The organism is Methylobacterium dankookense (assembly GCF_902141855.1).
GTDB classification, from domain to species: Bacteria; Pseudomonadota; Alphaproteobacteria; order Rhizobiales; family Beijerinckiaceae; genus Methylobacterium; species Methylobacterium dankookense.
The window spans coordinates 1-23,636 of the sequence record NZ_CABFVH010000064.1; the positions used below are offsets into that span (position 1 = coordinate 1).

21 protein-coding genes and 3 pseudogenes are annotated in these 23,636 nt (G+C 73.6%); 7 read left to right on the forward strand and 17 right to left on the reverse strand.

The features are described 5' to 3' along the window. Positions 1–213: pseudogene (locus tag MTDSW087_RS30640) on the reverse strand (hypothetical protein); the annotation flags it as partial. Positions 214–456: 243 nt separating this feature from the next. Here MTDSW087_RS30640 and MTDSW087_RS27005 point away from each other — a divergent pair. Continuing rightward, entirely contained in the window at positions 457–987 is a 531-nt protein-coding gene (locus tag MTDSW087_RS27005) for a Ros/MucR family transcriptional regulator (RefSeq protein WP_144768439.1), read from the forward strand. 87 nt (positions 988–1,074) lie between these two features. On the opposite strand, the gene MTDSW087_RS27010 is transcribed toward MTDSW087_RS27005, so the two are convergent. The 14 genes and pseudogenes from MTDSW087_RS27010 to mdcA form a co-directional block, all read right to left on the reverse strand. After that, entirely contained in the window at positions 1,075–1,404 is a 330-nt protein-coding gene (locus MTDSW087_RS27010; protein ID WP_144768442.1) for a hypothetical protein, read from the reverse strand. A 74-nt stretch (positions 1,405–1,478) separates the two neighbouring features. Then, complete coding sequence (locus MTDSW087_RS27015; protein ID WP_144768444.1) at positions 1,479–1,736, reverse strand: hypothetical protein; 258 nt, start codon at positions 1,734–1,736, stop codon at positions 1,479–1,481. 112 nt (positions 1,737–1,848) lie between these two features. After that, positions 1,849–4,527 (reverse strand): hybrid sensor histidine kinase/response regulator, encoded by a 2,679-nt coding sequence (locus MTDSW087_RS31080; RefSeq protein WP_238178764.1) that lies wholly within the window; start codon positions 4,525–4,527, stop codon positions 1,849–1,851. A gap of 15 nt (positions 4,528–4,542) precedes the next feature. After that, positions 4,543–5,943, reverse strand: a pseudogene (locus MTDSW087_RS31530) (GAF domain-containing protein); the annotation flags it as partial. A gap of 233 nt (positions 5,944–6,176) precedes the next feature. Then, complete coding sequence (locus MTDSW087_RS27025) at positions 6,177–7,529, reverse strand: TRAP transporter large permease (RefSeq protein ID WP_144768448.1); 1,353 nt, start codon at positions 7,527–7,529, stop codon at positions 6,177–6,179. Further along, on the reverse strand, positions 7,526–8,215 hold the full coding sequence (locus MTDSW087_RS27030; RefSeq protein ID WP_144768450.1) for a TRAP transporter small permease: 690 nt from the start codon (positions 8,213–8,215) through the stop codon (positions 7,526–7,528). The genes MTDSW087_RS27025 and MTDSW087_RS27030 overlap by 4 nt, the downstream gene beginning before the upstream one ends. Continuing rightward, positions 8,212–9,234 (reverse strand): TRAP transporter substrate-binding protein DctP, encoded by a 1,023-nt coding sequence (gene dctP, locus MTDSW087_RS27035; RefSeq protein ID WP_144768453.1) that lies wholly within the window; start codon positions 9,232–9,234, stop codon positions 8,212–8,214. The genes MTDSW087_RS27030 and dctP overlap by 4 nt, the downstream gene beginning before the upstream one ends. A gap of 143 nt (positions 9,235–9,377) precedes the next feature. Next, complete coding sequence (locus MTDSW087_RS27040; RefSeq protein ID WP_144768455.1) at positions 9,378–10,322, reverse strand: acyltransferase domain-containing protein; 945 nt, start codon at positions 10,320–10,322, stop codon at positions 9,378–9,380. Continuing rightward, a complete protein-coding gene (gene mdcB, locus MTDSW087_RS27045) occupies positions 10,319–11,122 on the reverse strand; it encodes a triphosphoribosyl-dephospho-CoA synthase MdcB (protein ID WP_238178762.1) in 804 nt (267 codons plus the stop codon). The genes MTDSW087_RS27040 and mdcB overlap by 4 nt, the downstream gene beginning before the upstream one ends. A gap of 170 nt (positions 11,123–11,292) precedes the next feature. Next, positions 11,293–11,949, reverse strand: a complete 657-nt coding sequence (gene mdcG / locus MTDSW087_RS27050; protein ID WP_144768460.1) for a malonate decarboxylase holo-[acyl-carrier-protein] synthase — start codon at positions 11,947–11,949, stop codon at positions 11,293–11,295. Then, positions 11,942–12,670: a biotin-independent malonate decarboxylase subunit gamma gene (mdcE, locus tag MTDSW087_RS27055; RefSeq protein ID WP_144768462.1), complete on the reverse strand. Its 729-nt coding sequence runs from the start codon at positions 12,668–12,670 to the stop codon at positions 11,942–11,944. The genes mdcG and mdcE overlap by 8 nt, the downstream gene beginning before the upstream one ends. Next, positions 12,657–13,577 carry a biotin-independent malonate decarboxylase subunit beta gene (locus MTDSW087_RS27060; protein WP_144768463.1) on the reverse strand — a complete coding sequence of 307 codons (921 nt, stop codon included), beginning with the start codon at positions 13,575–13,577 and terminating at the stop codon, positions 12,657–12,659. Before MTDSW087_RS27060 ends, mdcE begins: the two co-directional genes overlap by 14 nt. A gap of 1 nt (position 13,578) precedes the next feature. Then, positions 13,579–13,887, reverse strand: coding sequence for a malonate decarboxylase acyl carrier protein (gene mdcC / locus MTDSW087_RS27065; RefSeq protein ID WP_144768466.1), 309 nt, complete (start codon positions 13,885–13,887; stop codon positions 13,579–13,581). Between the two features lie 142 nt (positions 13,888–14,029). Continuing rightward, positions 14,030–15,676 carry a malonate decarboxylase subunit alpha gene (gene mdcA, locus MTDSW087_RS27070; RefSeq protein WP_144768468.1) on the reverse strand — a complete coding sequence of 549 codons (1,647 nt, stop codon included), beginning with the start codon at positions 15,674–15,676 and terminating at the stop codon, positions 14,030–14,032. Between the two features lie 289 nt (positions 15,677–15,965). On the opposite strand from mdcA, the gene MTDSW087_RS27075 reads away from it, so the two are divergent. From MTDSW087_RS27075 to MTDSW087_RS27100, 6 genes are all read left to right on the forward strand, one after another. After that, complete coding sequence (locus MTDSW087_RS27075; protein WP_144768469.1) at positions 15,966–16,646, forward strand: GntR family transcriptional regulator; 681 nt, start codon at positions 15,966–15,968, stop codon at positions 16,644–16,646. Positions 16,647–17,120: 474 nt separating this feature from the next. Beyond that, the gene (locus MTDSW087_RS27080) at positions 17,121–17,414 is read left to right on the forward strand and encodes a hypothetical protein (protein ID WP_144768471.1); all 294 of its coding nucleotides are present in this window, start codon (positions 17,121–17,123) and stop codon (positions 17,412–17,414) included. A 183-nt stretch (positions 17,415–17,597) separates the two neighbouring features. Continuing rightward, a complete protein-coding gene (gene kaiC / locus MTDSW087_RS27085) occupies positions 17,598–19,370 on the forward strand; it encodes a circadian clock protein KaiC (RefSeq protein ID WP_144768473.1) in 1,773 nt (590 codons plus the stop codon). Further along, complete coding sequence (locus tag MTDSW087_RS27090) at positions 19,367–19,702, forward strand: circadian clock KaiB family protein (RefSeq protein WP_144768475.1); 336 nt, start codon at positions 19,367–19,369, stop codon at positions 19,700–19,702. The genes kaiC and MTDSW087_RS27090 overlap by 4 nt, the downstream gene beginning before the upstream one ends. Next, complete coding sequence (locus tag MTDSW087_RS27095; RefSeq protein ID WP_238178759.1) at positions 19,699–19,992, forward strand: circadian clock KaiB family protein; 294 nt, start codon at positions 19,699–19,701, stop codon at positions 19,990–19,992. Before MTDSW087_RS27090 ends, MTDSW087_RS27095 begins: the two co-directional genes overlap by 4 nt. Further along, the gene (locus tag MTDSW087_RS27100) at positions 19,992–21,746 is read left to right on the forward strand and encodes an ATP-binding protein (protein WP_144768477.1); all 1,755 of its coding nucleotides are present in this window, start codon (positions 19,992–19,994) and stop codon (positions 21,744–21,746) included. Before MTDSW087_RS27095 ends, MTDSW087_RS27100 begins: the two co-directional genes overlap by 1 nt. A gap of 130 nt (positions 21,747–21,876) precedes the next feature. Here MTDSW087_RS27100 and MTDSW087_RS27105 read toward each other — a convergent pair whose 3' ends face one another. Together MTDSW087_RS27105 and MTDSW087_RS30470 are read right to left on the reverse strand one after the other, a co-directional pair. After that, on the reverse strand, positions 21,877–23,034 hold the full coding sequence (locus tag MTDSW087_RS27105; RefSeq protein WP_238178757.1) for a family 8 glycosyl hydrolase: 1,158 nt from the start codon (positions 23,032–23,034) through the stop codon (positions 21,877–21,879). Next, positions 23,031–23,636 (reverse strand): annotated as a pseudogene (locus MTDSW087_RS30470) (hypothetical protein); the annotation flags it as partial. The pseudogene MTDSW087_RS30470 and the gene MTDSW087_RS27105, both read right to left, overlap by 4 nt.

Below are 23,636 nucleotides of genomic sequence, written 5' to 3' on the forward strand. Positions count from 1 at the left end.
GGCAGGGCGGGCCCCACGCGCGGCCTCCGGGGCGGGCGCCGCCTTCCCGGCCGCAACGGCGGGGGTCGCGGGCGGCATCGCGGGGGCGACGTCCGCCTCGGCCAGGCGGGCGGCCGGGCGCGCCGGCGGGTCGGACCAGGGCTGGGCGAGCGCGAGCGCCGGAGCGGCAAGGCTGAGGGCAGTGGCCGCGGCCATCCGGCGGAAGCACGTCATGATCGATCCCCTCGTTCCCTTGCCGGCGTCGGGTCCTGCACCGTCTCGTACCGGCAAGAGAAGGGATATGCCGCCGGATGAGCACTTGGCTGTGCGGGCCGGCACGCGCATGACGACCTGCGAGTGTTCTTGGATATCGACAGGGGATTGATGAATGCGACAGAATTTCTCCTGTGAGGTCTTGACCTTCCAGTAAAATAGGGTTGTTGCTCGTGCCGGAACGATCGGGAGCACGACAACCCTATGAGCAGCACCGAAGCACAGGCCGACCTTACTGAGCTTTCGGCCGAGATCGTCTCGGCCTATGTATCCAACAACTCCGTTCCGGTCAGCGATCTGGGCGCCCTGATCAGCAGCGTGCACGGCGCCCTCCAGGCCCTGACGCAGCCCCCCGAGACGCAGCAGACCGGCCCGGAGAAGGCGACCCCGGCCCAGATCCGCAAGTCCGTCACCCCAGACGCGCTGATCTCCTTCATCGACGGCAAGCCCTACAAGACGCTGAAGCGGCACCTGACCAAGCACGGCCTCGACATGACCGGCTACCGCGAGCGCTTCGGCCTGCCGCACGACTACCCCTCGACTTCGGTGAACTACTCGGCCGCCCGCTCGCAGCTCGCCCGGACGCTCGGCCTCGGCCGCAAGGCCGCCGGCCAGGCCACGCCCGAGCCGGAGCCCGAGGCCGCCCCGGCCGAGGCGGCACCCACCCGCGCGAAGGCCGCCCCCAAGGGCCGCGGCCGGCGCAAGGGCGGCTCGGTGGCCGAAGCCGCGGAGTGATCCGTTCTTCGGATTGATCGGACTGGGCCGCCGCGCATCCCCTCTCCCCGCTCGCGGGGAGAGGATTCGCCATGAGATGGAGGCGCCCTACCGGCCGAGGCCGCGCAGCCAGGCCGTGACGGGATCGAGGACGGAAGCCGCGACCGAGGCGGCCCAGCCCATGGCGCGGGCGCCGAGGCCGCGCTCGCCGCGGCCCTGGGAGGCCATCAGCGCGGCGACGTAGGCGTCCTCGCGCTCCTTGCAGGCATCGAGCGCGTTGCGCTGGTCGCCCGCCCGGCTCTGGCCCGGCGGCTGGTGGGCATAGGCCTCGCGCAGGCAGCGATGCCAGGCCTGCTCCAGGCCGGCCGGATCCGCGCCCGCGCGGGCGGGCGCGCCGAGCATCGCCAGGGCGAGGAGAAGGAGCAGCGGCCTGCGCATGGCGCCGGTATCGCCGATTCCGGCCAAGCTCGGCAAGCGGGCGCGCGGGCCGCTCCGGGCGGCGGGGCCCGCGCTCAGTGCGTGCGGCGCACGGCGTAGCGGTAGAGGGTGCCGGCATCGTCCACCAGCTCGCCGCTCGGCCCGTCCTGCCAGACCACCTCGTCGCCGGGCCGGACTTCGTCGGTGAGCACGAGGCCGCGCGCGATCTCCAGCTCGATCCCGGCGCCGTAGGCGGTCGCGGTCTCGCGCATGATGGCCGAGGCAAGGTCGGCGGTATCGGGAATGCAGACGAACAGGACTCCGTCGGCGACGGCGAGCGTGTAGGTATGCATGATCGGCTCCAGCTTCGCGCCGGGCCGAGGTAAGGATCCGCGCGCCCCATCGTAGTGCGCTGCAACACAGCGCTGGTCTGCGGACAGTGCAGGGGCCGCGTCGGCGGGGCGGCTACCCGCCCGCGATCAGCGCGCGGATGCGGGCGGCCAGAAGGTCCACGCTGAAGGGCTTGGTCAGCACGTGCATGCCGGGCTCCAGGCGTCCGCCGCCGAGCGCCGCGTTCTCGGCGTAGCCCGTGATGAACAGCACCTTCAGCCCGGGCCGGGAGACGCGGCCGGCATCGGCCATCTGGCGCCCGTTCATGCCGCCGGGCAGGCCGACATCGGTAATGAGCAGGTCCACCCGCACGTCCGATTGCAGGACCTTGAGGCCCGAGGCCCCGTCCGCCGCCTCGATCGCCGCGTAGCCGAGATCCTCCAGAACCTCCGTCACCAGCATGCGCACGGTCGGCTCGTCGTCCACGATCAGGACCGTCTCGCCCACCCGCGCCCGCGGCGCGGCGCCGGGATCGGGCGCGTCCTCGGGCGCCTCGGCGGCGCCGCGGTGGCGGGGCAGGTAGAGGCACATGGTGGTGCCCTGGCCGAGCTCGGAATAGATCCGCACCTGCCCGCCGGACTGGCGCACGAAGCCGTAGATCATCGAGAGGCCGAGGCCCGTGCCCTGGCCCATGGGCTTCGTCGTGAAGAACGGATCGAAGGCCTTGGCCATCACGTCCGGGCTCATGCCGGTGCCGGTGTCGGACACGCAGAGCGAGACGTATTGCCCCGGCTCCAGGTCGCGCTCGCGCGCGCCGCGCGGGTCGAGCCAGCGGTTGGCGGTCTCCACCGTCAGGTGGCCGCCGTCCGGCATGGCGTCGCGGGCATTGATGCAGAGGTTCAGCAGCGCGTTCTCGAGCTGGTGCGGGTCGACGAGGGTCGGCCAGAGCCCGCCCGCCTCCACCACCTCGACGGCCACCGCCGGCCCCACCGTGCGCCGCACGAGATCCTCCATGCCGCGCACGAGGCGATTCACGTCGGTGGGCTTGGGGTCGAGGGTCTGGCGGCGGGAGAAGGCGAGCAGGCGATGCGTCAGCGCGGCGGCGCGCTTGGCCGCCCCTTGCGCGGCGGCGACGTAGCGGTCGACGTCGCCGTAGCGGCCTTGCGCGATGCGCGCGCTCATCAGTTCCAGCGAGCCGGTGATGCCGGTGAGCAGGTTGTTGAAGTCGTGCGCCAGCCCGCCCGTGAGCTGGCCCACCGCCTCCATCTTCTGGGCCTGGCGCAGGGCCTCCTCGGCCTGGGCCAGCGCCTCCCCCTGCGCCTTGATCGCGGTGATGTCGCGCACCGAGGCGTAGATCAGCCCCTCGCGCGGAACGGCGTTCCAGGAGAGCCAGCGGTAGCTGCCGTCGCGGTGGCGGTAGCGGTTCTCGAAGGTGAGCTGCGCCTCGCCGCGGGCGAGGCCTCCCGCCGCCTTCAGGGTGGCCTCGGCATCGTCCGGGTGGACGAAGGCGAGGAAGGGCCGCGCCTTCATCTCGGCCTCGCTCCAGCCGAGCGTCGCCGGCCAGGCCGGGTTGAGGCTGAGGAAGTGGCCGTCGAGGCTCGCCACGCAGAGGAGGTCGGAGCTCGCGCGCCAGACCGTGTCGCGCTCGGCGGTGCGGGCGGCGACCTGCCGCTCCAGCTCCGCCTCGATCCGCTTGTGGGCGGTCACGTCCTGCGCGAACAGGTGGAACCCGTCGACCCGGCCGCCCGCGTCCCGGCGGGGCAGCAGGCGGATCTCGGCGACGCGGCCCGCCCCGCCCGGATGCGGCCATTCCGCCTCGAACACCGCCGGCTCGCCCGCGAGCGCGCGGGCGGCCTGCGCCAGGAGCTCGTCGCGCGGCACCGGACCGTCGAGATCGGAGAGGGCCCGGCCGACCGCCGCCTCGGGGGCGAGCACCAGCCAGTCGCGGCAGGCGAGGTTGGCGAAGCGGCAGGTGCCGCCCGCATCGACGAAGGCGATGAAGACCGGCAGCGCGTCGGCGATCAGGCGCAGCTCGCGCTCGTTGGCGAGCGCCCGCTCCTCCGCCGTCCGGCGGGCGGTGATGTCGCTGAAGAAGATCGCGACGCGCCGGGCCTCGGGCTCGCCGACGCGCAGGGCCCGCACGTCGAACCAGCGGCCGAACACCGCGGCGTAGTTCTCGAAATGCGCCGGCTCGCCGGTGAGCGCCACGCGGCCATAGGTGTCGAACCAGTGCCGCTCGAGGTCCGGCGCGAACTCGCTGACCCAGCGCCCGACGACGTCCGCTCCGGTCTGGCGGGCGAAGGCGGGGTTGGCCTCGGCGATGCGGTAATCGACGGGGCGCGCGCCCTCGAACTTCATCTCGACGATGCAGAAGCCGACCTCGATCGCCTCGAACAGCATCCGGTAGCGGTCCTGCGTGCGCCGCAAGGCCTCGTCGGCGAGGCGCTTCTCGGTCACGTCGCGCACCACGCCGACGAAGCGGATCCGGCGCCCCTCCGCGTCCTGCTCGAAATCGGCGCGGCGGGCGATCCAGCGCAGCTCGCCCGTATCGGCGCGGCGGATGCGGTACTCCACGTCCCGCGCCACCGCCCCCGTCCGGCGCGAGGCGGCGCCCGAGCGGATCCCCGCATCCTCGGTGAGGACGAGGGCCTCGATCTCGGCGGCCGGGAAGCGGGCCCGCTCGGGCAGGCCGTAGAGCCGGCACAGCTCGGGGGTCGCCTGGACCATGTCGTCGGCGAGGTCCACCGAGAACACGCCGACGCCGCCGGCCTCCTGGGCGCGGCGCAGAGCCGCCTCGGCCTCGCCCAGCGCCAGGCTCGCCCGGTGCTCGGCCGAACGGTCGCGCACCACCTTCACGAAGCCGCGATGCGCGCCCTGCGCGTCGCGCAAGGGGCGCAGCTCGCCGTTCGCCCAGAACCGGCTGCCATCCGCGCGCAGGCGCCAGCCCTCGTTCTCGGCGCGGCCCTCCTCCAGGGCGGCGCGCATCTCGGTCTCCGCCCGGCCCGCCCGGCGGTCCTCGTCGGTGAAGATCCGGGCGAGCGATTGCCCCTGCATCGTCTCGGCCGGCCAGCCGGTGAGGCGCTCGGCGCCCGCGTTCCAGTCGGTGACGCGGCCGGCCGTGTCGGTGACGGCGATGGCCACGTCCGAGGGGCTGTCGAACACGGCGCGGTAGCGGCTCTCGCCCTCGCGGGCGGCGGCGCGGGCGGCGGCCTCGCCGGCCTCGGCGAGCCCCGCCGAGAGGGCGCCCGCGAACAGGCGGGCGGATTCGAGGTCCGCGGGCGTGAAGGCGTGGGCGCGCGCCGATTGCAGGCGCAGCACCCCGAAGACCCGGCCCTCGCGGGTGACGGGCACGAGGATGCAGGCGCGCTGCCCGATGATCGCGGAGAGCGCCTGGTTGACGCGCGGATCCTCCCGGGTATCGGCGAGGACGACCGGCTCGCCCGAGATCAGGCAGCTCCCCGAGAGGCTGCCGTGGAGCGGCACGCGCAGGCCCTCGTGCGGCGCGAGGGCCCCTTGCGCCGCGCGGTAGACCAGGGTCTCGCCCTCGCCGAGCTCGACCGCGCCGCCCTCGGCGCGGGGCACCGCCCGCATGGCGCCCGAGACCAGGGCGGCGAGCATGCGCTCCCGGTCGGCGCCCGCCGCCGCCACCGCCCGCTGCGTCTCGGAGAGGATCGCCGGGCGGCGCGCCGCCTCCTGCCGCTCGACGAGGACGGCCTCGCGCTGGCGCAAGGCCGCGCGCAGCTCCAGGAGGCTCATCACCTGCCGGGCGAGGCGGCGCAGGGCATCGGCCTGGGGCCCGGCGAGACCGTCGGGGCGGGGCTCGGTGTCGAGGACGCAGAGGGAGCCGAGGGCGTGGCCGTCGGGGCTGCGCAGCGGCGCGCCGGCATAGAAGCGGAAGCCCGGCGCGCCGGTCACGTAGGGGTTGTCGCGGGTGCGCGGGTCGGCGGCGAGGTCGGGGATGACGAGGAGGTCCGCCGCCGCGACGGCGTGGGTGCAGATCGCGACGCCGAGCGGCACGGCGGAGGCCGCGAAGCCGACCGCGGCCTTGAACCAGAGCCGGTCCGGACCGATCAGGCTCACCAGGGCGACGGGTGCCGCGCAGACGAGGGCGGCGAGCTGCGCCACGTCGTCGAAGCCGGTCTCGGCGGGGGTGTCGAGGATGTCGTAGGCGGCGAGCGCGGCGAGCCGCTTCGGATCGGCCGCGCAGGCTGCGGGATCGGGTTCGGGCATGGTCCAACGTGCGCGAGGCGCCCCGGCGGGTCCCGGGCTCTTTCGGCCTGCTCTAGCGCAATCCGGCCGGTCCCGCGAACGGATGCTGCGGCCCGCGTGTCAGCCGGCTCGCAAGGAAGGGCCCCGCGTCGGTGCCGAGCGCCATCCTGTGCCGTCGCTCCCCTCTCCCGCCGCGCATTCGCTCGGCGCCCTCCCCCCGCAGAGGGGGGAGGGCGTGTTGCGGCCGGTCCCCGCTACCGCGTGGTCGGCAGGAGCAGGTCCGGCAGCCACAGGGCGACGCCCGGCACGAGGCAGAGGATCAGGATCGCCACCGCCATCAGGATCACGAAGGGCAGGGTGCCCCAGATGATGTCCGAGAGCGGGATGTCGGGTGCGATGTTCTTGATGACGAAGATGTTCAGCCCCACCGGCGGGTGGATCAGGCCCATCTCCATGGTGATCGTCATCACCACGCCGAACCAGACGAGGTCGAACCCGGCGGCCTTGAGCGGCGGCAGGATGATCGGCGCCGTCATCAGGATGATCGAGACGGGGGGCAGGAAGAAGCCCAGCGCGATCACGAGCAGGAGGATCGTCACCAGCAGCACCCAGGGCGAGAGCTGCATCGCCACGATCGCCTGCGCCGCGCCTTGCGAGATGTGCAGGTAGCTCATCACGTAGGCGTAGAGGAGCGACATGCCGATGATCAGCATCAGCATGGTCGATTCCCGCAAGGTCGCGGTCAGGATCGGGCTGACGTCCTTGGGCCGCCAGACGCCGTAGATCACCGCGATCAGGCCGAGCGCCAGCAGGCCGCCGAGGCCCGCCGTCTCCGAGGGCGTGGCGTAGCCGCCGTAGAGCGCGACCATGACGCCGGTGAGCAGGATCACGAAGGGCAGCACCCGCGGCAGCGTCGAGAAGCGCTCGCGCATGCTGTAGGTGTCCTCGGCGAGGATCGCCGAGCGCGCGCCCCCGCCCTCGTAGGCCTGCTTGGCCGCCGCGTATTCCGAGCGGAAGCGGTAGATCGACCAGGCGGCGAACAGGCCGACCAGCAGCAGGCCCGGGCCGATGCCGGCGAGGAACAGCCGGCCCAGCGACTGCTCGGCGGCCACCGCGTAGAGGATCATGGTGATCGAGGGCGGCAGCAGGATGCCGAGCGTGCCGCCCGCCGCGATGATGCCGGCGGCGAAGCCCGGCGAGTAGCCGCGCTTGCGCATCTCCGGGATGCCCGCCGAGCCGATGGCCGAGCAGGTGGCGGGCGAGGAGCCCGCCATGGCGGCGAACAGCGCGCAGGCGAAGACGTTGGCGATGCCGAGCCCCCCCGGGATGCGGTGCATCCAGGCGTGCATGGCGGTGTAGAGGTCCTGGCCGGCCTTGGACCGCCCGATCGCGGCGCCCTTCAGGATGAAGAGCGGGATCGAGAGCAGGGTGATCGAGGCCATCTCCTCGTAGACGTTCTGCGCCACCGTATCGAGGGAGGCGGCGGGCATGAACGCGTACATGAAGGCCAGCGCCACGAAGCCGAGCGCGAAGGCGATGGGGATGCCGGACAGCATCGCCGTGAGGGTGGCCCCCGCATAGAGGGCGCCGATTGCCGCGACGCTCATCGGTCGCTCCCCTTCGTCTGCGAGGCGAGCACGTCGGGCCCGCGGGGCGTCAGGTCGGGACGGTCCTTCATGTCCCGGTTGATGTCGGCGGCGACGCCGACCTTGGGCGTTCCCCAGCCGGCGCGGCCGGGGCCGTGGAGCACGGCCTCAAGGATCTGCAGGGCGAGCTGCAGGCCGAGCAGCGACATGCCGGCCGCCATCATGGAATAGGGGATCCAGAGCGGCGGCCCCCAGGTCGATTGCGAGACCTGCCCGTCGACCCAGGCCTCGTGCAGCAGGGTGAAGCTCTTCCAGGTGAAGAAGGCCACGAAGACGAAGCTGACGATGTCCGCGAGCAGGAGCCGCACGCGGTTGACGGTGGGCGAGAGCAGGCCGGTCAGGGCCTCGATCGCCACGTGGCCGCGCTTGGCCTGGACGGCGGCGGCCGAGCCGAAGGTGGCGCCGACGATCAGGAACACCGCCATCTCGTCCTGCCACTCCGTCGGTTCCTTGAACACGTAGCGGATCAGGACGCTATAGCTGAGCACGAGGCAGGCGGCGACGAGGGCGAGGCCGCCGAGCATCAGGATGAGGCCGTTGAGGCCGCGGATGGCGCCCTCGACCGCACCGAGAAGCCCCGGCGCGCGGGGCACCGGGGCGGCATGGGTCTCGGCGGCGGCGGTGGCCGCGTCGAATCCGTGGCTCACGACACCTGCTCCGCCAGCTTGAGGAGCTCGGCGCAGGAGGCGTTCTTGTTGGCGAAGTCCTTCCAGGCGGTCTCGCGGGCGAGCTCCCGCCACTGGCGCAGGGTCGCCTCGTCCATGTTCTGCACCTTGGCGCCGGCCTTGCCGAAGACCTCCTCGACGCGGGTGTCGTCGGCCTTGGCGCCGGCCTGGCCGAAGCTCTCGAGCTCGGCGCCCACCGTCATGATCAGGTCCTGCTGGTCCTTGGGTAGGCGCTCGAAGATGATCTTCGACATCATGATCGGCTCGAGCATGAACCAGTAGGAGCGCTCGCGGCCGGAGACGAGGGCCTTGGAGATCTCCTCCAGGCGGAACGAGATCAGGCTGGTGGAGGAGGTGATGACCGCATCGCACGCGCCCGTCTGCATGGCGGCGTAGGATTCGTTGGACGGGATCGAGAGCGTGGCCGCGCCGGCCTGCTTCATCATCATGTCCATCTCGCGGGAGCCGCCGCGGACCTTCACGCCCTTGGCGTCGGCCGGGGTGAGCAGCGGCCGCTCGCGGCTCGCGACGCCGCCCGCCTGCCAGACCCAGGAGACCAGGACCACGCCCTTGGAATCGAGGATCTCGGTGAGCTTGCGGCCGACGGGCGCGTTCTTCCAGGCCAGCGCCTGCTGGTAGGAGGTGACCAGCGCCGGCATCAGGCCGATATTCATCTCGGGCACCTCGCCGCCCGCGTAGGGCGCGGGGTAGAGCGACATGTCGAGGGCGCCCTTGCGGACGGCGCCGAACTGGGCGTTGGTCTTCATCAGGGACGAGCCCGGATAGACCTGGACCTCCAGCGCGCCCTTCGAGCGCTCGGCGAGCGCGGCCGCGAACTTGCGGCACATCCGGTCGCGGAAGTCACCCTCGTCGATGGTGCCGCCGGGGAATTGGTGCGAGAGTTTGAGGGTGGTCGCCGCCTGCGCGGCGTTCAGGCCGAAGCGCAGCAGCGCGGGCGCGGCGAGAGCCGAAGCGATGAGGCTCCGTCGAGTCGTCGTCATGGCGTTTCTCTCCCGTGAGAGACTGAAGAGTCGATTATTGGATTGTGTTCGACTGCCGGGCCAATATGCGGCAGTTCTGTATTTTTACAAGCGTTTTTTACCGCTTCTGCGCACGCAAGAGCGGGAAACGCCGCGGGCCGGTATTATCGATCCGGTGCCCGGCCGCCCGCCGCGGCGACCCAGTCCCGCAAACCCTCGGCCGAGCGGAAATCCTCCAGCGCGTGGACACGGGCGCCGGGCAGGGCGTCGCGGGCCATGGTGGCGAGCGCATGGCCGGGGCCGAGCTCCAGCACGGCCTCCGCCCCGAACTCGCGGGCGGCGACGAGGCAGGCGGCCCAGTCGATGGTCTCGCCGATCTGCCGGGCGAGCTTGTCCGCTCCCGCCTTCGCGTCGAACACCGCCATGCCGTCGAGGCCGGCGACGAGGCGCGGCGCGCCGGGGCCGGGCCGGCGCAGCTCCTCCGCGGCGAGGCGCGCGCGGAAGGCCTCCGCGGCGGCGGCGAGCAGCGGCGTGTGCGAGGGCGTGCGCACGGGCAGGACCACGGCGCGGAGCGCCCCCGCGGCGGCGGCCGCGGCGCAGAGCGCGTCGAGATCGGCCCGCGCGCCGCCGATCACGGCGCTGTCGGCGGCGTTGCGGATGGCGAGGTGGCAGGCCTGGGCGGCGGCCAGCGCCTCGATCCGGGCGAGCGGGAGCCCGCGGATCCCGGCGAGGCCGAAGCCCTCCCCCGTCGCCGCATCCATCGCCTCGGCGCGGGCGGCGGCGAGACGCAGCACCGCCTCGGGGCGCAAGCGGCCGGCGACGCCCCAGGCGGCGAGGTCGCCGATGCTGTAGCCGGCCACGATCGTGCGGGCGGGCAGGACCGGCGCGACCAGGCTCCAGCCGGCAAGCGCGGCGGTGCAGCACAGGATCTGGCCGGTGCGGTTGCCGTGGAGGTCCGCGCTCCCATCCCGCACGAGGTCGCGCGGGTCGCGCCCGAGCAGGGGAGCCGCGGCGGCGAAGACCGGCTCCGCCGCGGGCAGGCCGGCGGTCAGGTCGAACATGCCCGGATGCTGGCCGCCCTGGCCGGAGAGGAGGAGGGCGAGGGTCATGCGTCCTCCAGCCCGTCCACGAACAGGGTCATGGCGAGGAGGTCGGCCGCCCCGCCCGGGCTGAGGCGGCGGGCGACGAAGGCGCGGTGGATCGCCTCGGCCCGCGCGAACCAGTCGTCCCGCGCGACGCCGCCCGCCGCGCAGAACGCCGAAGCCGCCGCGCGGGCGAAGCCATAGCCCTCCGCGCCGCCGCGATGGAGCAGGTTGGTGTCCTCCAGATGGGCGATCAGGGCGAGGCAGCAGCCGACGCGGTGCGCCTGGGGGTCGTCCGGGCGCAGGCTCCGGGCGCGGCGGAGCGCCGGCAGCCCGACCCGGTAGAGGGTTGGAAAGCCCGCCGCCGCCTCGGCCGGGGCGCCGCCGACCCCGTGCCGGAGCCGCGCCCGCGCGCCCGGCGCGTCGAGGGGCACCGGCCCGCGGAGGATGCCCCTGGCATGGCGGGCCCGGACATGGGCACCGAGCGCCCCGGCCGGAAGCGGGGGCCCCCCGGCTCTCAAGGCGCCGGCCGCCGCGGCGAGCAGGCCGAGGCCGAAGATCGCGCCGCGATGGGTGTTCACGCCCCCCGTCGCCGCCCGCATCGCGGCCTCGGCGGCGAGGCCGATCCGGCGCAGCTGCGGCATCGGCCGATCCGCGGCGCCGGCCTGCGCCAGGGCGGCGAACCAGGGCTCCAGCGCCGCCGCGCTCGCCCGGAAGGTCCCGGCATCCATGTCCGCATGGCTGCCGCTGTCGACGAGGCTGACGAGGCCGGGCTTGGGATAGGTGTCGAGTTCGCGGTGGAGGGCCGCGACCGCGGCCGCGGCGATGGTTTCGAAGAGGTCGCGACGGTCGGCCCTGAGCCTCTCCTCCCCCGTGCGGGGAGGAGCCGGAGGTGGGGGTGGTGCAGGATCGGACGTCGCGGTGCCGTCTGCACCACCCCCACCCCTGACCCCTCCCCGCAAGGGGGAGGGGACCCGCGCCTGTTCCGGCACCCCCCTCACACCGGCTCCCCGGGGCGTGGCGCGGGCCGCAACTCCACGCGGTCGAGATGCTTGGCGAGAACCGGCGCGAGAACCGGACCCTGCGCCTCGTGCAGCTCGCGCCAGTGGATCCCGGCCCCGTCCGGCAGCAGCACCTCGCCGTCGATCCGCATCGGCGCCGCCGCGGCGATGCGGGCGAGGCCGGCGAGGAAGCCCGGCGGGATCTCGGAGACCGGCCAGAGCAGGTCGAGGTCGGAGGTCGGGGCGAGATAGGTCAGGCCGGTCAGCGCCTGCCAGAGCAGGGCGCCGAAGGGGCGCGGCACGAGGTCGTGCGCGGCAGCATGGGCGAGGAGCGCGTCGAGGCTCGGCTGCCAGGCGGCGGGGGCGTCACCGCGCGCCGCGGCGAGGGTCGGGCCGGGCAGGGGGGTCAGGGCCGGCGCCGGCAAGGCGAGGCCGATGCGGCGCTTGCCCGCGGCCGGGGGCAGGGGCAGGCCGAGCGGGACAAGGGCCCGATCCTCGTCCGGATGGTAGCGCCGCACGATCAGCGGCCGGCCGCGCGCGGCCCAGTCCGCCACATGGGGGGCGCCGTCGAGGTCGGGCCGGGCGCGCAGCAGGGCGGCGAAGGCGTCGGGATCGGCGCGGACGAGGTCGTGGCGCCGGACGCCCTCAGCCACGGCGCGCCTCAAGACGTGCCTCGTCAGCGACCGCCTCGGCGACCGCGCGGGCCACCGGCCGGCCGCCGCGCTCGGCACCGAGGCGGTCGCGCACGTCGTCGGCGGGCGCGTCGGCGATCAGGGCCCGGACCTGCTCGGAGAGCGGGCGGGCCGGATCGAGCACCGCGTGCACGGCGCCGGTCGCCACCATGTTGTCGAGGCCCGGCGCGAAGACGGGGGTCGACTTCGCCATCTCTTGGAGCTTGTCCAGCGGCAGCTTGGTGACGCGGGCGACGGAGGGCAGGTCCATCACGCTGGGATTGGCGCCCGGCAGCGCCGCCAGCACCCGCGTCGCCAGCGCCGTGGCGATGAAGGCGCCGGCCGCCGAGTGGCCGTAGATCAGCCCGATCGTCGGGTGGCCGGCCTGGTCGGCCAGCAGCAGCGCCTTGGCGAGATGCGCGAGGCATTCGTTGAGGCCGAGCAGCTCGTCGCGCCGGCTCATGCGCTGGCTGTCGGAATCGACGAGGACCAGGATCGGCGCCCTGTCGCCGGCCCGCACCGCGTCGAGCACGGCGCGGGAGAGCGCGAGCGCGCCCTCGATGCCGAGCGCCGTGTCGCCGTCGATGCCGATCACGGTCGCCTCAACCCCGTCGAGGGGGCCGTGGCCGCCGACGAGCCCGTCCGCGACGCGGACCCGGTGGCCTTGCGGGAAGAGCGAGGCGAGGATCTCAGCGAGCGTCATGGTGCGCCTCCTCCACCCGGGCGACCGTCTCGTCGAAGGCGGCCGTGGTCATGGCCGGCACGGCCTCGGGATCGTTGACGCCGAGCCGCGCCCAGATCTCGGTGGCGTCGCGGCAATCGCCGAAGCGGGCGATGCGGGCCTCGAGCCGGGCCTGCTCCGCCTCCAGCGTCGCGAGGTCGAAGGCCGGCGCGCGGGCGATCAGGTCGAGGGCGGCGGCCCGGAAGGCCGCGACAGTGTCGTCGGCGAAGGCGTCGGCGCCGCCGATCAGGCGGCGATGCTTGCCGCCCATGGTGCGCCAGACGAGGGCGCGATCGCGCGAATCGAACTCCTCGGCGCCCTTGTTGGTCTCGATCACCTCCGGCCCCGAGACCGAGATGCGCCCGCCCTCCGACACGGCGAGGCGCGAGCAGGTGCCGGCGATGAGCCCGCCGCCGCCATAGGCCCCGGCCCGGCCGCCGATCAGGCCGATCACCGGCACCCCGGCGGCGCGCAGCTCCGCGATGGCGCGCATGGCCTCGGCGATGGCGGTCTCGCCGGCATTGGCCTCCTGCAGGCGCACGCCGCCGGTGTCGAACAGGATCAGCACGGCCGCCGGCTTCAGGTCGCGCGCGGCGCGCAGCAGCCCGATCAGCTTGGCGCCGTGCACCTCGCCGAAGGCGCCGCCCATGAAGCGGCCCTCCTGCGCGGCGACGAGCACCGGCTTGCCGTCGAGGGTGGCGCGGCCGACCACGATGCCGTCGTCGAAGGCGCGCGGCAGGTCGAAGAGCGGCAGGTGCGGGCTCGTCCGCCGCGCGGTCGGCGGCAGGAACTCCCGGAAGCTGCCGGGATCGGCCAGGGCCGCGACGCGCTGGCGGGCGCTGGCCTCGTACCAGCTCAGGGCGCTCGGATCGGTGCTCGCGGGGCTCATCTCACGCCTCCATCAGCCGGGCGCCCTGGCGGAGGCGCAGGGACACGGTGTCGGGGCGCGCGCCGCCGTCGTTGATGCTGATGCGCAGGCCCCCGGGCTGCGCGCGGGCCACGAAATCGGCCACCACCGCCTCCCAGACCGCGGCGTAGCCGGTGACCGGCGTCTCGATCGCCACCTCGCAGGCATCGGGCGGCAGCACCCGCTCCAGCAGGACCTCCAGGTTGCCCGAGGCCACCACGCCGGTGATGGCGCTCGGCACCGAGCCGGGCAGGGGCTTCTGCGTGGTGTGGCGGAAGGTCAGGGATTCCATGAGGGATCTCCGCAGGGATCGCTCTCCTCCCCCTTGCGGGGAGGAGACGGAGGTGGGGGTGGTGCAGAAGGCACCGGGGCGCTTCATCCTGCACCACCCCCACCCCTGACCCCTCCCCGCAAGGGGGAGGGGAAAAGGGGGTTCACCAGTTCCGGAACTTGGCGGGCGGGTCGTAGAGGCCGCCCGACCAGTGCACGAGGTCCTTGATCGACTTGGCGGCGAGCAGCGCCCGGTCGGCGTCGAGGGGCTCGATGCCGAGATCCTCGGGGCGGCGCACGATGCCGCGGGACCGCAATTCCTCGACCTTGGCCCGGTCGCGGCCCCGGCCGATCTCGGTATAGCCGGCCACCCCGCGGATCGCCTGCTCGCGCTCGTCGGCGTCGCGGCAGAGCAGGAGGTTGGCGATGCCCTCCTCGGTGACGATGTGCGTGACGTCGTCGGCGTAGACCATGACCGGGGCGAGCTCGAGCCCGGTCTTCTTCGCGAGCTCCATCGCGTCGAGGCGCTCCACGAAGGTCGGCACCAGCTTGTCGCCGAAGGTCTCGACGAGCTGCACCACGAGCTTGCGCCCGCGCATCAGCAGCGGATCGCCGACGGTTTGCGCCTCGCGGCCCGCCTTCATCCAGGTGTCGGAGGGGTGGCGCCGCCCGTGCGGGTCCGAGCCCATGTTCGGCGCGCCGCCGAAGCCCGCCACGCGGTCTCGCGTCACGGTGGAGGAATGGCCCATCAGGTCGATCTGCAGCGTCGAGCCGATGAACAGGTCGCAGGCATAGAGCCCGGCCGTCTGGCAGAAGGCGCGGTTCGAGCGCAAGCTGCCGTCGGCTCCGGTGAAGAACACGTCCGGCCGCGCCCGGATGTAGCGGTCCATGCCGACTTCCGAGCCGAAGCAGTGGACCTGCTTCACCCAGCCCGATTCGATCGCCGGGATCAGCGTCGGGTGCGGGTTGAGCGCCCAGTGCGTGGCGATCCGTCCCTTCAGCCCCAGGCGCTCGCCATAGGTCGGCAGCAGCAATTCGATCGCCGCGGTGCCGAAGCCGATGCCGTGGTTGAGCCGGGTGATGCCGTACTCGGCATAGATCCCCTTGATCGCCATCATGGCCATCAGGACCTGCGTCTCGGTCATCGCCGCCGGGTCGCGGGTGAAGAGCGGCTCCACGTAGAAGGGCCGGTCGGCCTCCACCACGAAGTCGATCCGGTCGCCCGGGATGTCGACGCGCGGCACCGTGTCGACGATCTGGTTGACCTGGGCCACCACGACGCCGTTCTTGAAGGCGGTGGCCTCCACCACGGTCGGCGTGTCCTCGGTGTTCGGGCCCGTATAGAGGTTGCCGTCCCGGTCGGCCGAGACGCCCGCGATCAGCGCCACGTTCGGCGTCAGGTCCACGAAGTAGCGGGCGAACAGTTCCAGATAGGTGTGCACCGCCCCGAGCTGGATCTGCCCGCCATAGAGCATCTTCGCGATCCGCCCGCCCTGGGGTCCGGAATAGGAATAGTCGAGGCGCCGGGCGATGCCGGTCTCGAACACGTCGAGATGCTCGGGCAGCACGATGCCCGACTGCACCATGTGCAGGTCGTGGACGCGTGCCGGGTCGCAGGCGGCGAGCGCCCGGGCGAGGCAATCGGCCTGCTTCTGGTTGTCGCCCTCCAGGCAGACGCGGTCGCCGGGGCGCAGGATCGCCTCCAAGAGGTCGATCGCGGCGCCCGCCGGCACCACCTTGCCCTCGGCATGCGCGCGCCCGGCCGCGAGCCTTTCGTCGCGGAGTCGCGCCTCGCTGCGCCAGTCGGTCATCGGCTTCCTCGCCCGTCGCGCCCGGGATGCGGAGGATCTTCGCGCCCCGCGCATTCACACGGCTTTGAACGCCACCATTCGGTATTCATATGTGCCGATTTGTCAAGATCGTGCATATATAAATGCGCTGCAACGAGCATGTTGCATACGCGAACAGGCATCGGCCGCTCCGGTGCATCGCACGCCCTGCGCCGGATCCGGGCGGGGCCGGCCCGGGATCCGGCGTTCCGCTTGACGATGCGCGGGTGCCTCGGCTCAGATTCACGCGGGAGAGAGGCGCCGGAATCGCATGGACGGGGTGGAGATCGAGGAACGCGAGCTGCTGTCGGACCGGATCCGCAACGCGCTGACCGACGCCATCGCCTCGGGCAGCCTGGCCGCAGGCACGGCCCTCGACGAGCAGGACATCGCCGACCGCTTCGGCGCCTCGCGCACGCCGGTGCGGGAGGCGCTGCGCCAGCTCGCCTATAACGGCCTCGTGGAGGTGCGCCCCCGCAAGGGCGCCGTGGTCACGCGCATGACCCCGGAGCGCATCGCCGAGATGTTCGAGACCACCGCCGAGGTCGAGGCGATGTGCGCGCGGCTCGCCACCTACCGGATGACGCCGCTGGAGCGCAGCCAGCTCATGGCGCTGCACGAATCCTCGGCGGCCCTGGTGGAGGCCGGCGATTACGACGCCTACGACGCCTTCAACCTCGCCTTCCACGAGGGTCTCTACCGGGCGACCCATAACGGCTTCCTGGCCGAGCAGGCGCTCGGCATCCGCATGCGGCTCTCCGCCTTCCGCCGCACGCAGCTCCGGCACGGACCGCGCATCCACCGCTCGCATGCCGAGCATGGGGGGATCCTGGCCGCCATGGCCGAGGGCGACGGCGAGGCCGCGGCGCGGCGCATGCGCGCCCACATGCTCAACGCCGCCAACTCCCTGTCGGGCTACATCGCCGACCATCTCGGCATCCACAGCCTCTGATATCCGGGATGTCCGGGCACGCCGGTCCCGGCGCCGTGCAGCTTGAAACCGGGCGACGGCGCGGTGGCGGCCGTCCGCCGGGCGCGCCGGTCCCGCCCCCTGGGTCGGGACCGGCGCACTCCGCTAGGATGCCGCGGAACGGACCGGCGCCCCCGCCGCTTTCTCCCCGGCATACGAGGAGGAGGCCGCGCGATGCGCCACGCGACCATGCTGCAGGGGGGAGGCGGCCAGAAGCCGAGCGGCGACCCGCCGGAGCCGGGGCCGCCGGAGGAGGATCCGCCGCCGGATCCGCCCGCTCCCCACCCGCCGGAGCCGATTTCCGCCCATGTCCCGGGATCCCGAAGGGACTGGTCCCTTCGCTGGGGTGTCGGGGCGACGCCCTGACGTATTCCAGGGCTCCGCCCTGGACCCGCCGACGGGATGATCCCTTCGGAATCCCGGACTTCGAACCGAGGCTTCCAGAACGAGGCTTCCATGCAGCAGGACACGCCCGCCGCCGACGACCGGGCCCGCCGGATCGCCGAGAACGCCTATGCCGCCTTCTGCCGCGTGGCGACCATGCCGGCCCATCCGCTCGCCGAGCAGACGGTGCTGGCCCGCCTCGCCGAGGCGGTGCGTCCGCAGGTCGAGGCCGGACCGGACGCGATCGTCGCGGCGCTCAACGCCGCCCTCGACGCCTGGGAGGCGCAGGATCCCGCGATCCGCGGGCCCCGCGTCGCGTCCGCGGATCCGGCCGACGGGACCGTGCGCCTGCGCGTAACGCCCTGATCCGTCAGCAGCCCGCAGGCGACGCGTATTGCACTCCTTTGTGCATTCTTCTACGCGCTCAACCTTTGCTAGAGATCTTTAGCGAGAAGCGCGCGGATCCCGGGCGGGCCCGGCCGGAGCGAGAGAGGCCACCAGCGGCGCGATGCGCCGCCGGGGCCGTCCTACCCGAGGAAGCCGACCGCCGTGCCTGACGCCCAGCCCGAACCGCACGCCGCCCCGACCCTGCCGAAGGCGCCGACCGGGATCGACGGGTTCGACGCGATCACCCAGGGCGGCCTGCCGGTGGGGCGCCCCTCGCTGATCTGCGGCGCCGCCGGCTGCGGCAAGACCCTGTTCGCCACCACCTTCCTGGTGAACGGCGCGACCCGCTACGGCGAGCCCGGCGTGTTCGTGAGCTTCGAGGAACGCGCGGAGGACCTCGTCGCCAACGTCGCCTCCCTCGGCTACGACCTCGACCGGCTGGTGGCGGACGGCAAGCTCGCCATCGACCATGTCCGCGTCGAGCGCAGCGAGATCGAGGAGACCGGCGAGTACGACCTCGAAGGGCTGTTCATCCGCCTCGGCTACGCGGTGGATTCGATCGGCGCCAAGCGCGTGGTGCTCGACACGATCGAGACCCTGTTCTCCGGCTTCACCGACCCCCTGCTCCTGCGCTCGGAGCTGCGCCGCCTGTTCGGCTGGATCAAGGATCGCGGCCTCACCGCGATCATCACCGGCGAGCGCGGCGAGGGCCAGCTCACCCGCCAGGGGCTGGAGGAATACGTCTCCGACTGCGTGGTGCTGCTCGACAACCGCGTCGCCGACCAGATCACCACCCGCCGCCTGCGCGTGGTGAAGTACCGGGGCTCGGCCCACGGCACCAACGAGTACCCGTTCCTGATCGACCATGCGGGCATCAGCGTGCTGCCCGTCACCTCGGCCGAGCTCGACTACGCGGTCTCGGACGGGGTGATCGCCAGCGGGATCGCGGGCCTCGACGCCATGCTCGGGCCCGGCGGCTTCTACCGCGGCTCCAGCATCCTGGTCTCGGGCGAGTCGGGCACCGGCAAGTCCATGCTGGCCGCGAGCTTCGCGGACGCCGCCTGCCGGCGGGGCGAGCGCTGCATGGCCTTCGTCTTCGAGGAGAGCGGGGCGCAGATCGTCCGCAACGCCCGCTCGATCGGCCTCGGCCTGCAGGGCCACGTGGAGGCCGGCCTGCTGCGCTTCGAGGCGGCGCGGCCGAGCCTGTTCGGCCTGGAGATGCACCTCGCGCGCATGCACCGCGACCTCGACGCCTTCCGGCCGGACGTGGTGGTGGTCGATCCCGTCTCGGCGCTGCGCGGATCGACGAGCGAGCTGCAGGCGACGCTGCTGCGCATGATCGACCTGCTCAAGGCGCGCGGCATCACGGCCGTGTTCACGAGCCTGCGCACGGAGGGCGCGGTCGATCCGGGCGACGACCTCGGCGTGTCCTCGCTGATGGATGCCTGGATCAAGCTCCTCAACGTCGAGGCCAACGGCGAGCGCTCGCGCACCCTCTACGTGATCAAGGCGCGCGGCATGAGCCACTCGCATCAGGTGCGCGAATTCCTGATGTCGGGCGAGGGGATCCGGCTCGTCGACGCCTATATCGGCCCGGCGGGCGTGCTGACCGGCACCGCCCGGCTGGCGCAGGAGGCCCAGGAGCGGGCCGCGATGCTGCGGCGGCGGCAGGATGCCGAGCGCCGCAGCCGCGACGCGGTGCGGCGGCGCCAGGCCATCGAGCGCCAGATCGCGGAGCTGCGCGAGGGGCTGGAGGCGGTCGCGGACGAGGAACGCCTGCTGCACGACGAGGATTCCCTCCGCGAGGCGGTCCTGGAGGAGGACCGCCGCGAGATGCAGGCGCGGCGCGTCACGGCGCAGGGGTCGGCATCGGGGGCTGCATCCGGGACTGCGCCGGGTGCGCCACGGGGGGCGGCAAAGAGAGCTGCGGAATGAGCGACGACGTCTCACCGGCGGGCGAGCCGGAAGCCGAGCCCGATACCGGGCACTACCATCTGCGGCTCTACGTGGCCGGCCAGACGACGAAGTCGCTCGCCGCCATGAAGAACCTCAAGCGCTTCTGCGAGGAGCACCTGGCGGGCCGCTACGACATCGAGGTCATCGACCTGATGAAGAACCCGCAGCTCGCCGCCGGCGACCAGATCCTGGCGATCCCGACCCTGGTGCGGCGCCTGCCCTCGCCCCTGAAGCGCATCATCGGCGACCTCTCGAACACCGAGAAGGTGCTCGTCGGCCTCGACATCCGGCCGAAGGATTCCGAGTCGTGAGCGCCTCCGGCCCCGTCGTCCTGCGCCTGTTCATCGCCGGCCCCGGCGCCCGCTCGCAGCGCACCGTCGAGAGCGTGCGCCGGATCTGCGAGACGCACCTGCCCGGCCGCCACGAGCTCGAGATCGTGGACATCTACCAGCAGCCCGCGCTCGCCGAGCGCGACGGCGTGCTCGCCGCGCCGATCCTGCTGCGGGTGGCGCCGCTGCCGGTGCGCCGGATCGCGGGCGATCTCCAGGACGAGGGCCGCGTGCTGCGCGCCCTCGACCTCGCGCCGGCGGAGGAGGCCTGATGGACGTCGAGCGCCTGCTGCCCGAGGGCGAGCCGACGCCGGAGGCCTACCGCGCCCATATCCGCGAGCTCGAGGCCCGGCTGGAGGAGAGCGAGGAGACGCTCGCCGCGATCCGCCGGGGCGATTTCGACGCCGTGGTGGTGGAGGGGCCGAACCGCGAGCGCCTCGTCTACACCCTGGAGAGCGCCGACCGGCCCTACCGCGTCCTGATCGAGCAGATGCAGGAGGGCGCCTTCACCCTGGGGCCCGACGGGGCGGTGCTCTACTGCAACCGCCGCCTCGCCGAGATGCTGGACCAGCCCCAGGAGCGGCTGACGGGCCAGATGCTCAGCCGCTTCACCGCCGACGCCGCCGCCTTCGAGCGCCTGCTCCGGGCGGCCGTGGCCGAGCCCGTGCGCTCCGAGATCGCGCTGCGCACCGGCGGGGACGGGGAGCGCCCGGCCCATCTCTCCCTCAGCCGGCTGGAGCGGCTCGACGACCGGCCGCTCCTCTGCGGCGTGCTCACCGACCTCACCGAGCACCAGGACCACGTCCGGGCGCTCGCCGACGCCAAGACCCGCCTGGAGGCGGAGAGCCAGGAGCGCGAGCGCGTCGAGGAGGCGTTGCGGCAGTCGCAGAAGCTCGAGGCGGTGGGCCAGCTCACCGGCGGCGTCGCGCACGACTTCAACAACCTGCTCACCGTCATCAAGTCCTCCACCGACCTGCTGAAGCGGCCGGGCCTCGCCGAGGAGCGGCGCCACCGCTACGTCGAGGCGATCTCCGACACGGTCGACCGCGCCGCCAAGCTCACCGGCCAGCTCCTCGCCTTCGCCCGCCGCCAGGCGCTCAAGCCCGAGGTCTTCGAGGTCGGGGCCTCCCTGCGCGCGGTCGCCGAGATGCTCGATTCGGTCACCGGCGCGCGCATCTCGGTCTCGACTCGGGTGCCCGAGGAGCCCTGCTACATCCGGGCCGACCTCAGCCAGTTCGAGACGGCGCTGATCAACATGGCGGTCAACGCCCGCGACGCGATGGCGGGCGAGGGCATGCTGACGCTCCACCTCACCGCCGGCCGGCCGATGCCGCGCATCCGCGGCCATGCCGGCTCGCGCAGCGCCTTCGCCGCGGTCTCGCTCACCGATACGGGCTCGGGCATCGCGCCCGAGGTGCTGCCGCGCATCTTCGAGCCGTTCTTCACCACCAAGGAGGTGGGCAAGGGCACCGGGCTCGGCCTCTCCCAGGTCTTCGGCTTCGCCAAGCAGTCGGGCGGGGACGTGGACGTGGCGAGCACGGTCGGCCAGGGCACCACGCTCACCCTCTACCTGCCGGAGGTGGAGGGGAGCCCGGACCGGCCCGGCGGCGACCCGGCGGAGGCAGGCGCGGGCGACGAGAGCGGGCTGTGCATCCTCGTGGTCGAGGACAATGTCGAGGTCGGGCGCTTCGCCACGCAGATCCTGGAGGATCTCGGCCACGCCACCCGCTGGGTCGCCAATGCCGAGGAGGCGCTGGCCGAGCTGGAGAAGGTGCCCTTCCGCTTCGACGCGGTGTTCTCGGACGTGGTGATGCCGGGCATCGGCGGCATCGCGCTCGCCGAGGAGCTGCGCCGCCGCCGGCCGGACCTGCCCGTCGTGCTCACCTCCGGCTACAGCCACGTGCTGGCGCAGGAGGGGGTGCACGACTTCCTGCTCGTGCAGAAGCCCTACTCCGTCGAGCAGCTCTCCCGCGTGCTGCGCGAGGCGGTGCGCAAGGGCCGTGCCGCGCGTCGGCGCGGGCGCTGAGCCCTCCGAGCGTTCCTGTCAAAACAGCGGCTTACACCAGACGGCAATGAGCACGGCTCGTCGCCGGCTGCCCACGCGCAGTGGGATGGATCTTGGCGGCGGCCGTCCGCCGGGCGCGAGAAAGCCTTCTTCAGCGCAGCACGCATTCGGGGAAGCGCGTCGCGAGGCCGGCGAGCGCGAGGAGGTGGAGCGTCGCCGGGTAGTAGTGCTCGCTCTCGGCCCGCACGGCGCGCAGCGCGCGCGGGACCGGCGTGCCCTGGACGGCGCAGGCGGCGAGGGCTGGGATCGCCGCGTAGCCCGTCTCGGCCAGGCGCTCGGTGGTGCGCCCGCTCTCCACGTCCACCAGGGGCAGGCCGCCCTCGGATTGGCTCCACAGGGCGAGGAAGGGCGCGTAGAGGGCGCGCTCGCGGATCCCGGCCATGGCCAGATAGAGCGGGATGCGCAGGGCGTTGTAGGCGAAGTGCGGCGGGAAGCCCTCCGCCGGACGCGGCGGCCCCGACCGCGCCGCGTGGAGGGCCGTCCACTCCACCGGCAGGCCCGCGGTCCCGAAGCGCGCCTGCGCCAGCAGGCGCTGCCCGCTGCGGCCGAGGCCGGCCCAGGGGAATTCCGGCGCCACCGCGGCGAGCCGCGGGAAGGCCGGGAAGATCCAGTAGGACAGGTTGACCACCGGCCCGTCCGCCCGCTCCTCGGCGGAGAAACCGGCGACGCCGGGCAGGAGCAGCGGCCCGCCGGGGGCGCGGGCCAGGATCAGCTTGCGCCCGAGTTCCACCGCGACGCGCCGCGCCGCCATGCGGTGCGCCGGCTCGCCCCAGGCATCGGCGGCCTCGACGAGGGCCCAGGCGACCAGGATGTCGCCGTCGGCGGCGTCGTTCATGTCGGCGACGCCTGGGCGCCGGTCCGGCTCCCAGCGCCAGGCGAGGAGCTGGTCGTCGCGCACCATCAGGTTGGCCCGGGTCCAGCCCCAGATCCGCTCGAAGGCCTCGCGGTCGCCGGCCGCCACGGCGAGCAGCATGCCGTAGCCCTGGCCCTCGCTGTGGCTGATGCCGCCGTTGCCCGTGTCGACCACGCGGCCGGAGGCGGCGACGAAGCGGGTCCGGTAGGCGGCCCAGCCCGGCTCGCCCGCGAGCGCGCCGGCCCAGGCCGCCGGGACGGGCTCGGCCGCGCGCGCCGGCAGGCGGGCGCCCGCGATCAGGCAGGCGAGGGCGAGGAGGCCGGGGAGGAGCGCCCGGACGAGCGCCCCGGCGATCGCGGCTTTCATGGCATCGATCAGGGTGACGGGACGGATCACGGCGACCTCCGGCCGAGATTGCGCACGAGGAGGCGGGTCGAGCCGGCGAGCAGGCCGGCGAGGGCCAAAGCCGCGAGCCCGTACCAGGCGACGTGCAGGGAGAGCCATCCGGCGGCGATGCGCCGGAGATTGGCGAGGGCGGGCGGCCCGCTCAGGGCGAAGCGGTAATCGGGCGGGGCCTGCGATGCGAGCGTGCCGTCGGCGCCCGAGAGGGTGGCGAGCCGCCCCTCCGGCCGGCTCCAGGCCCGGGGATGGGCGAGGCAGGCGGCGGCCTCGCGCAGCTGCGCCGGGGAGGGCGCGGTGAGCACGGTGAGGAGGTCGTCCCCGGCGGGGCCCGTCACCGCCTGCGCGAGCAGGGCGGCGGCGTGGCCGGGATCGGGCCCGTCCGGCCCGCCCTGCGCCGATTCCCCCTGCGGCTCCGCCGCGGTGCCGCGGGCGAGGCAGGCGGGCACGCCGTCGAGGCGCAGCACCGTGCGGCGCAGGCTCGGAAGCGGCAGACGCGGCGGGGTGGGCGCGTCCCAGGCCGCCCGCAGCCGCCCGGCCTCGGCCGCCGCGCCGGCCGCGCCGTCGAGGGCCCGCAGGGGGCCGACCACGACGGCCGG

Excerpts from the sequence above, each read along its gene's own strand:
- MTDSW087_RS27005 (WP_144768439.1), top strand. The coding sequence starts at position 457 with ATGAGCAGCACCGAAGCACAGGCCGACCTTACTGAGCTTTCGGCCGAG.
- MTDSW087_RS27010 (WP_144768442.1), bottom strand. The coding sequence starts at position 1,404 with ATGCGCAGGCCGCTGCTCCTTCTCCTCGCCCTGGCGATGCTCGGCGCG.
- MTDSW087_RS27015 (WP_144768444.1), bottom strand. The coding sequence starts at position 1,736 with ATGCATACCTACACGCTCGCCGTCGCCGACGGAGTCCTGTTCGTCTGC.
- MTDSW087_RS27025 (WP_144768448.1), bottom strand. The coding sequence starts at position 7,529 with ATGAGCGTCGCGGCAATCGGCGCCCTCTATGCGGGGGCCACCCTCACG.
- dctP (WP_144768453.1), bottom strand. The coding sequence starts at position 9,234 with ATGACGACGACTCGACGGAGCCTCATCGCTTCGGCTCTCGCCGCGCCC.
- MTDSW087_RS27040 (WP_144768455.1), bottom strand. The coding sequence starts at position 10,322 with ATGACCCTCGCCCTCCTCCTCTCCGGCCAGGGCGGCCAGCATCCGGGC.
- mdcE (WP_144768462.1), bottom strand. The coding sequence starts at position 12,670 with ATGACGCTCGCTGAGATCCTCGCCTCGCTCTTCCCGCAAGGCCACCGG.
- MTDSW087_RS27060 (WP_144768463.1), bottom strand. The coding sequence starts at position 13,577 with ATGAGCCCCGCGAGCACCGATCCGAGCGCCCTGAGCTGGTACGAGGCC.
- mdcC (WP_144768466.1), bottom strand. The coding sequence starts at position 13,887 with ATGGAATCCCTGACCTTCCGCCACACCACGCAGAAGCCCCTGCCCGGC.
- mdcA (WP_144768468.1), bottom strand. The coding sequence starts at position 15,676 with ATGACCGACTGGCGCAGCGAGGCGCGACTCCGCGACGAAAGGCTCGCG.
- MTDSW087_RS27075 (WP_144768469.1), top strand. The coding sequence starts at position 15,966 with ATGGACGGGGTGGAGATCGAGGAACGCGAGCTGCTGTCGGACCGGATC.
- MTDSW087_RS27080 (WP_144768471.1), top strand. The coding sequence starts at position 17,121 with ATGCAGCAGGACACGCCCGCCGCCGACGACCGGGCCCGCCGGATCGCC.
- MTDSW087_RS27090 (WP_144768475.1), top strand. The coding sequence starts at position 19,367 with ATGAGCGACGACGTCTCACCGGCGGGCGAGCCGGAAGCCGAGCCCGAT.
- MTDSW087_RS27100 (WP_144768477.1), top strand. The coding sequence starts at position 19,992 with ATGGACGTCGAGCGCCTGCTGCCCGAGGGCGAGCCGACGCCGGAGGCC.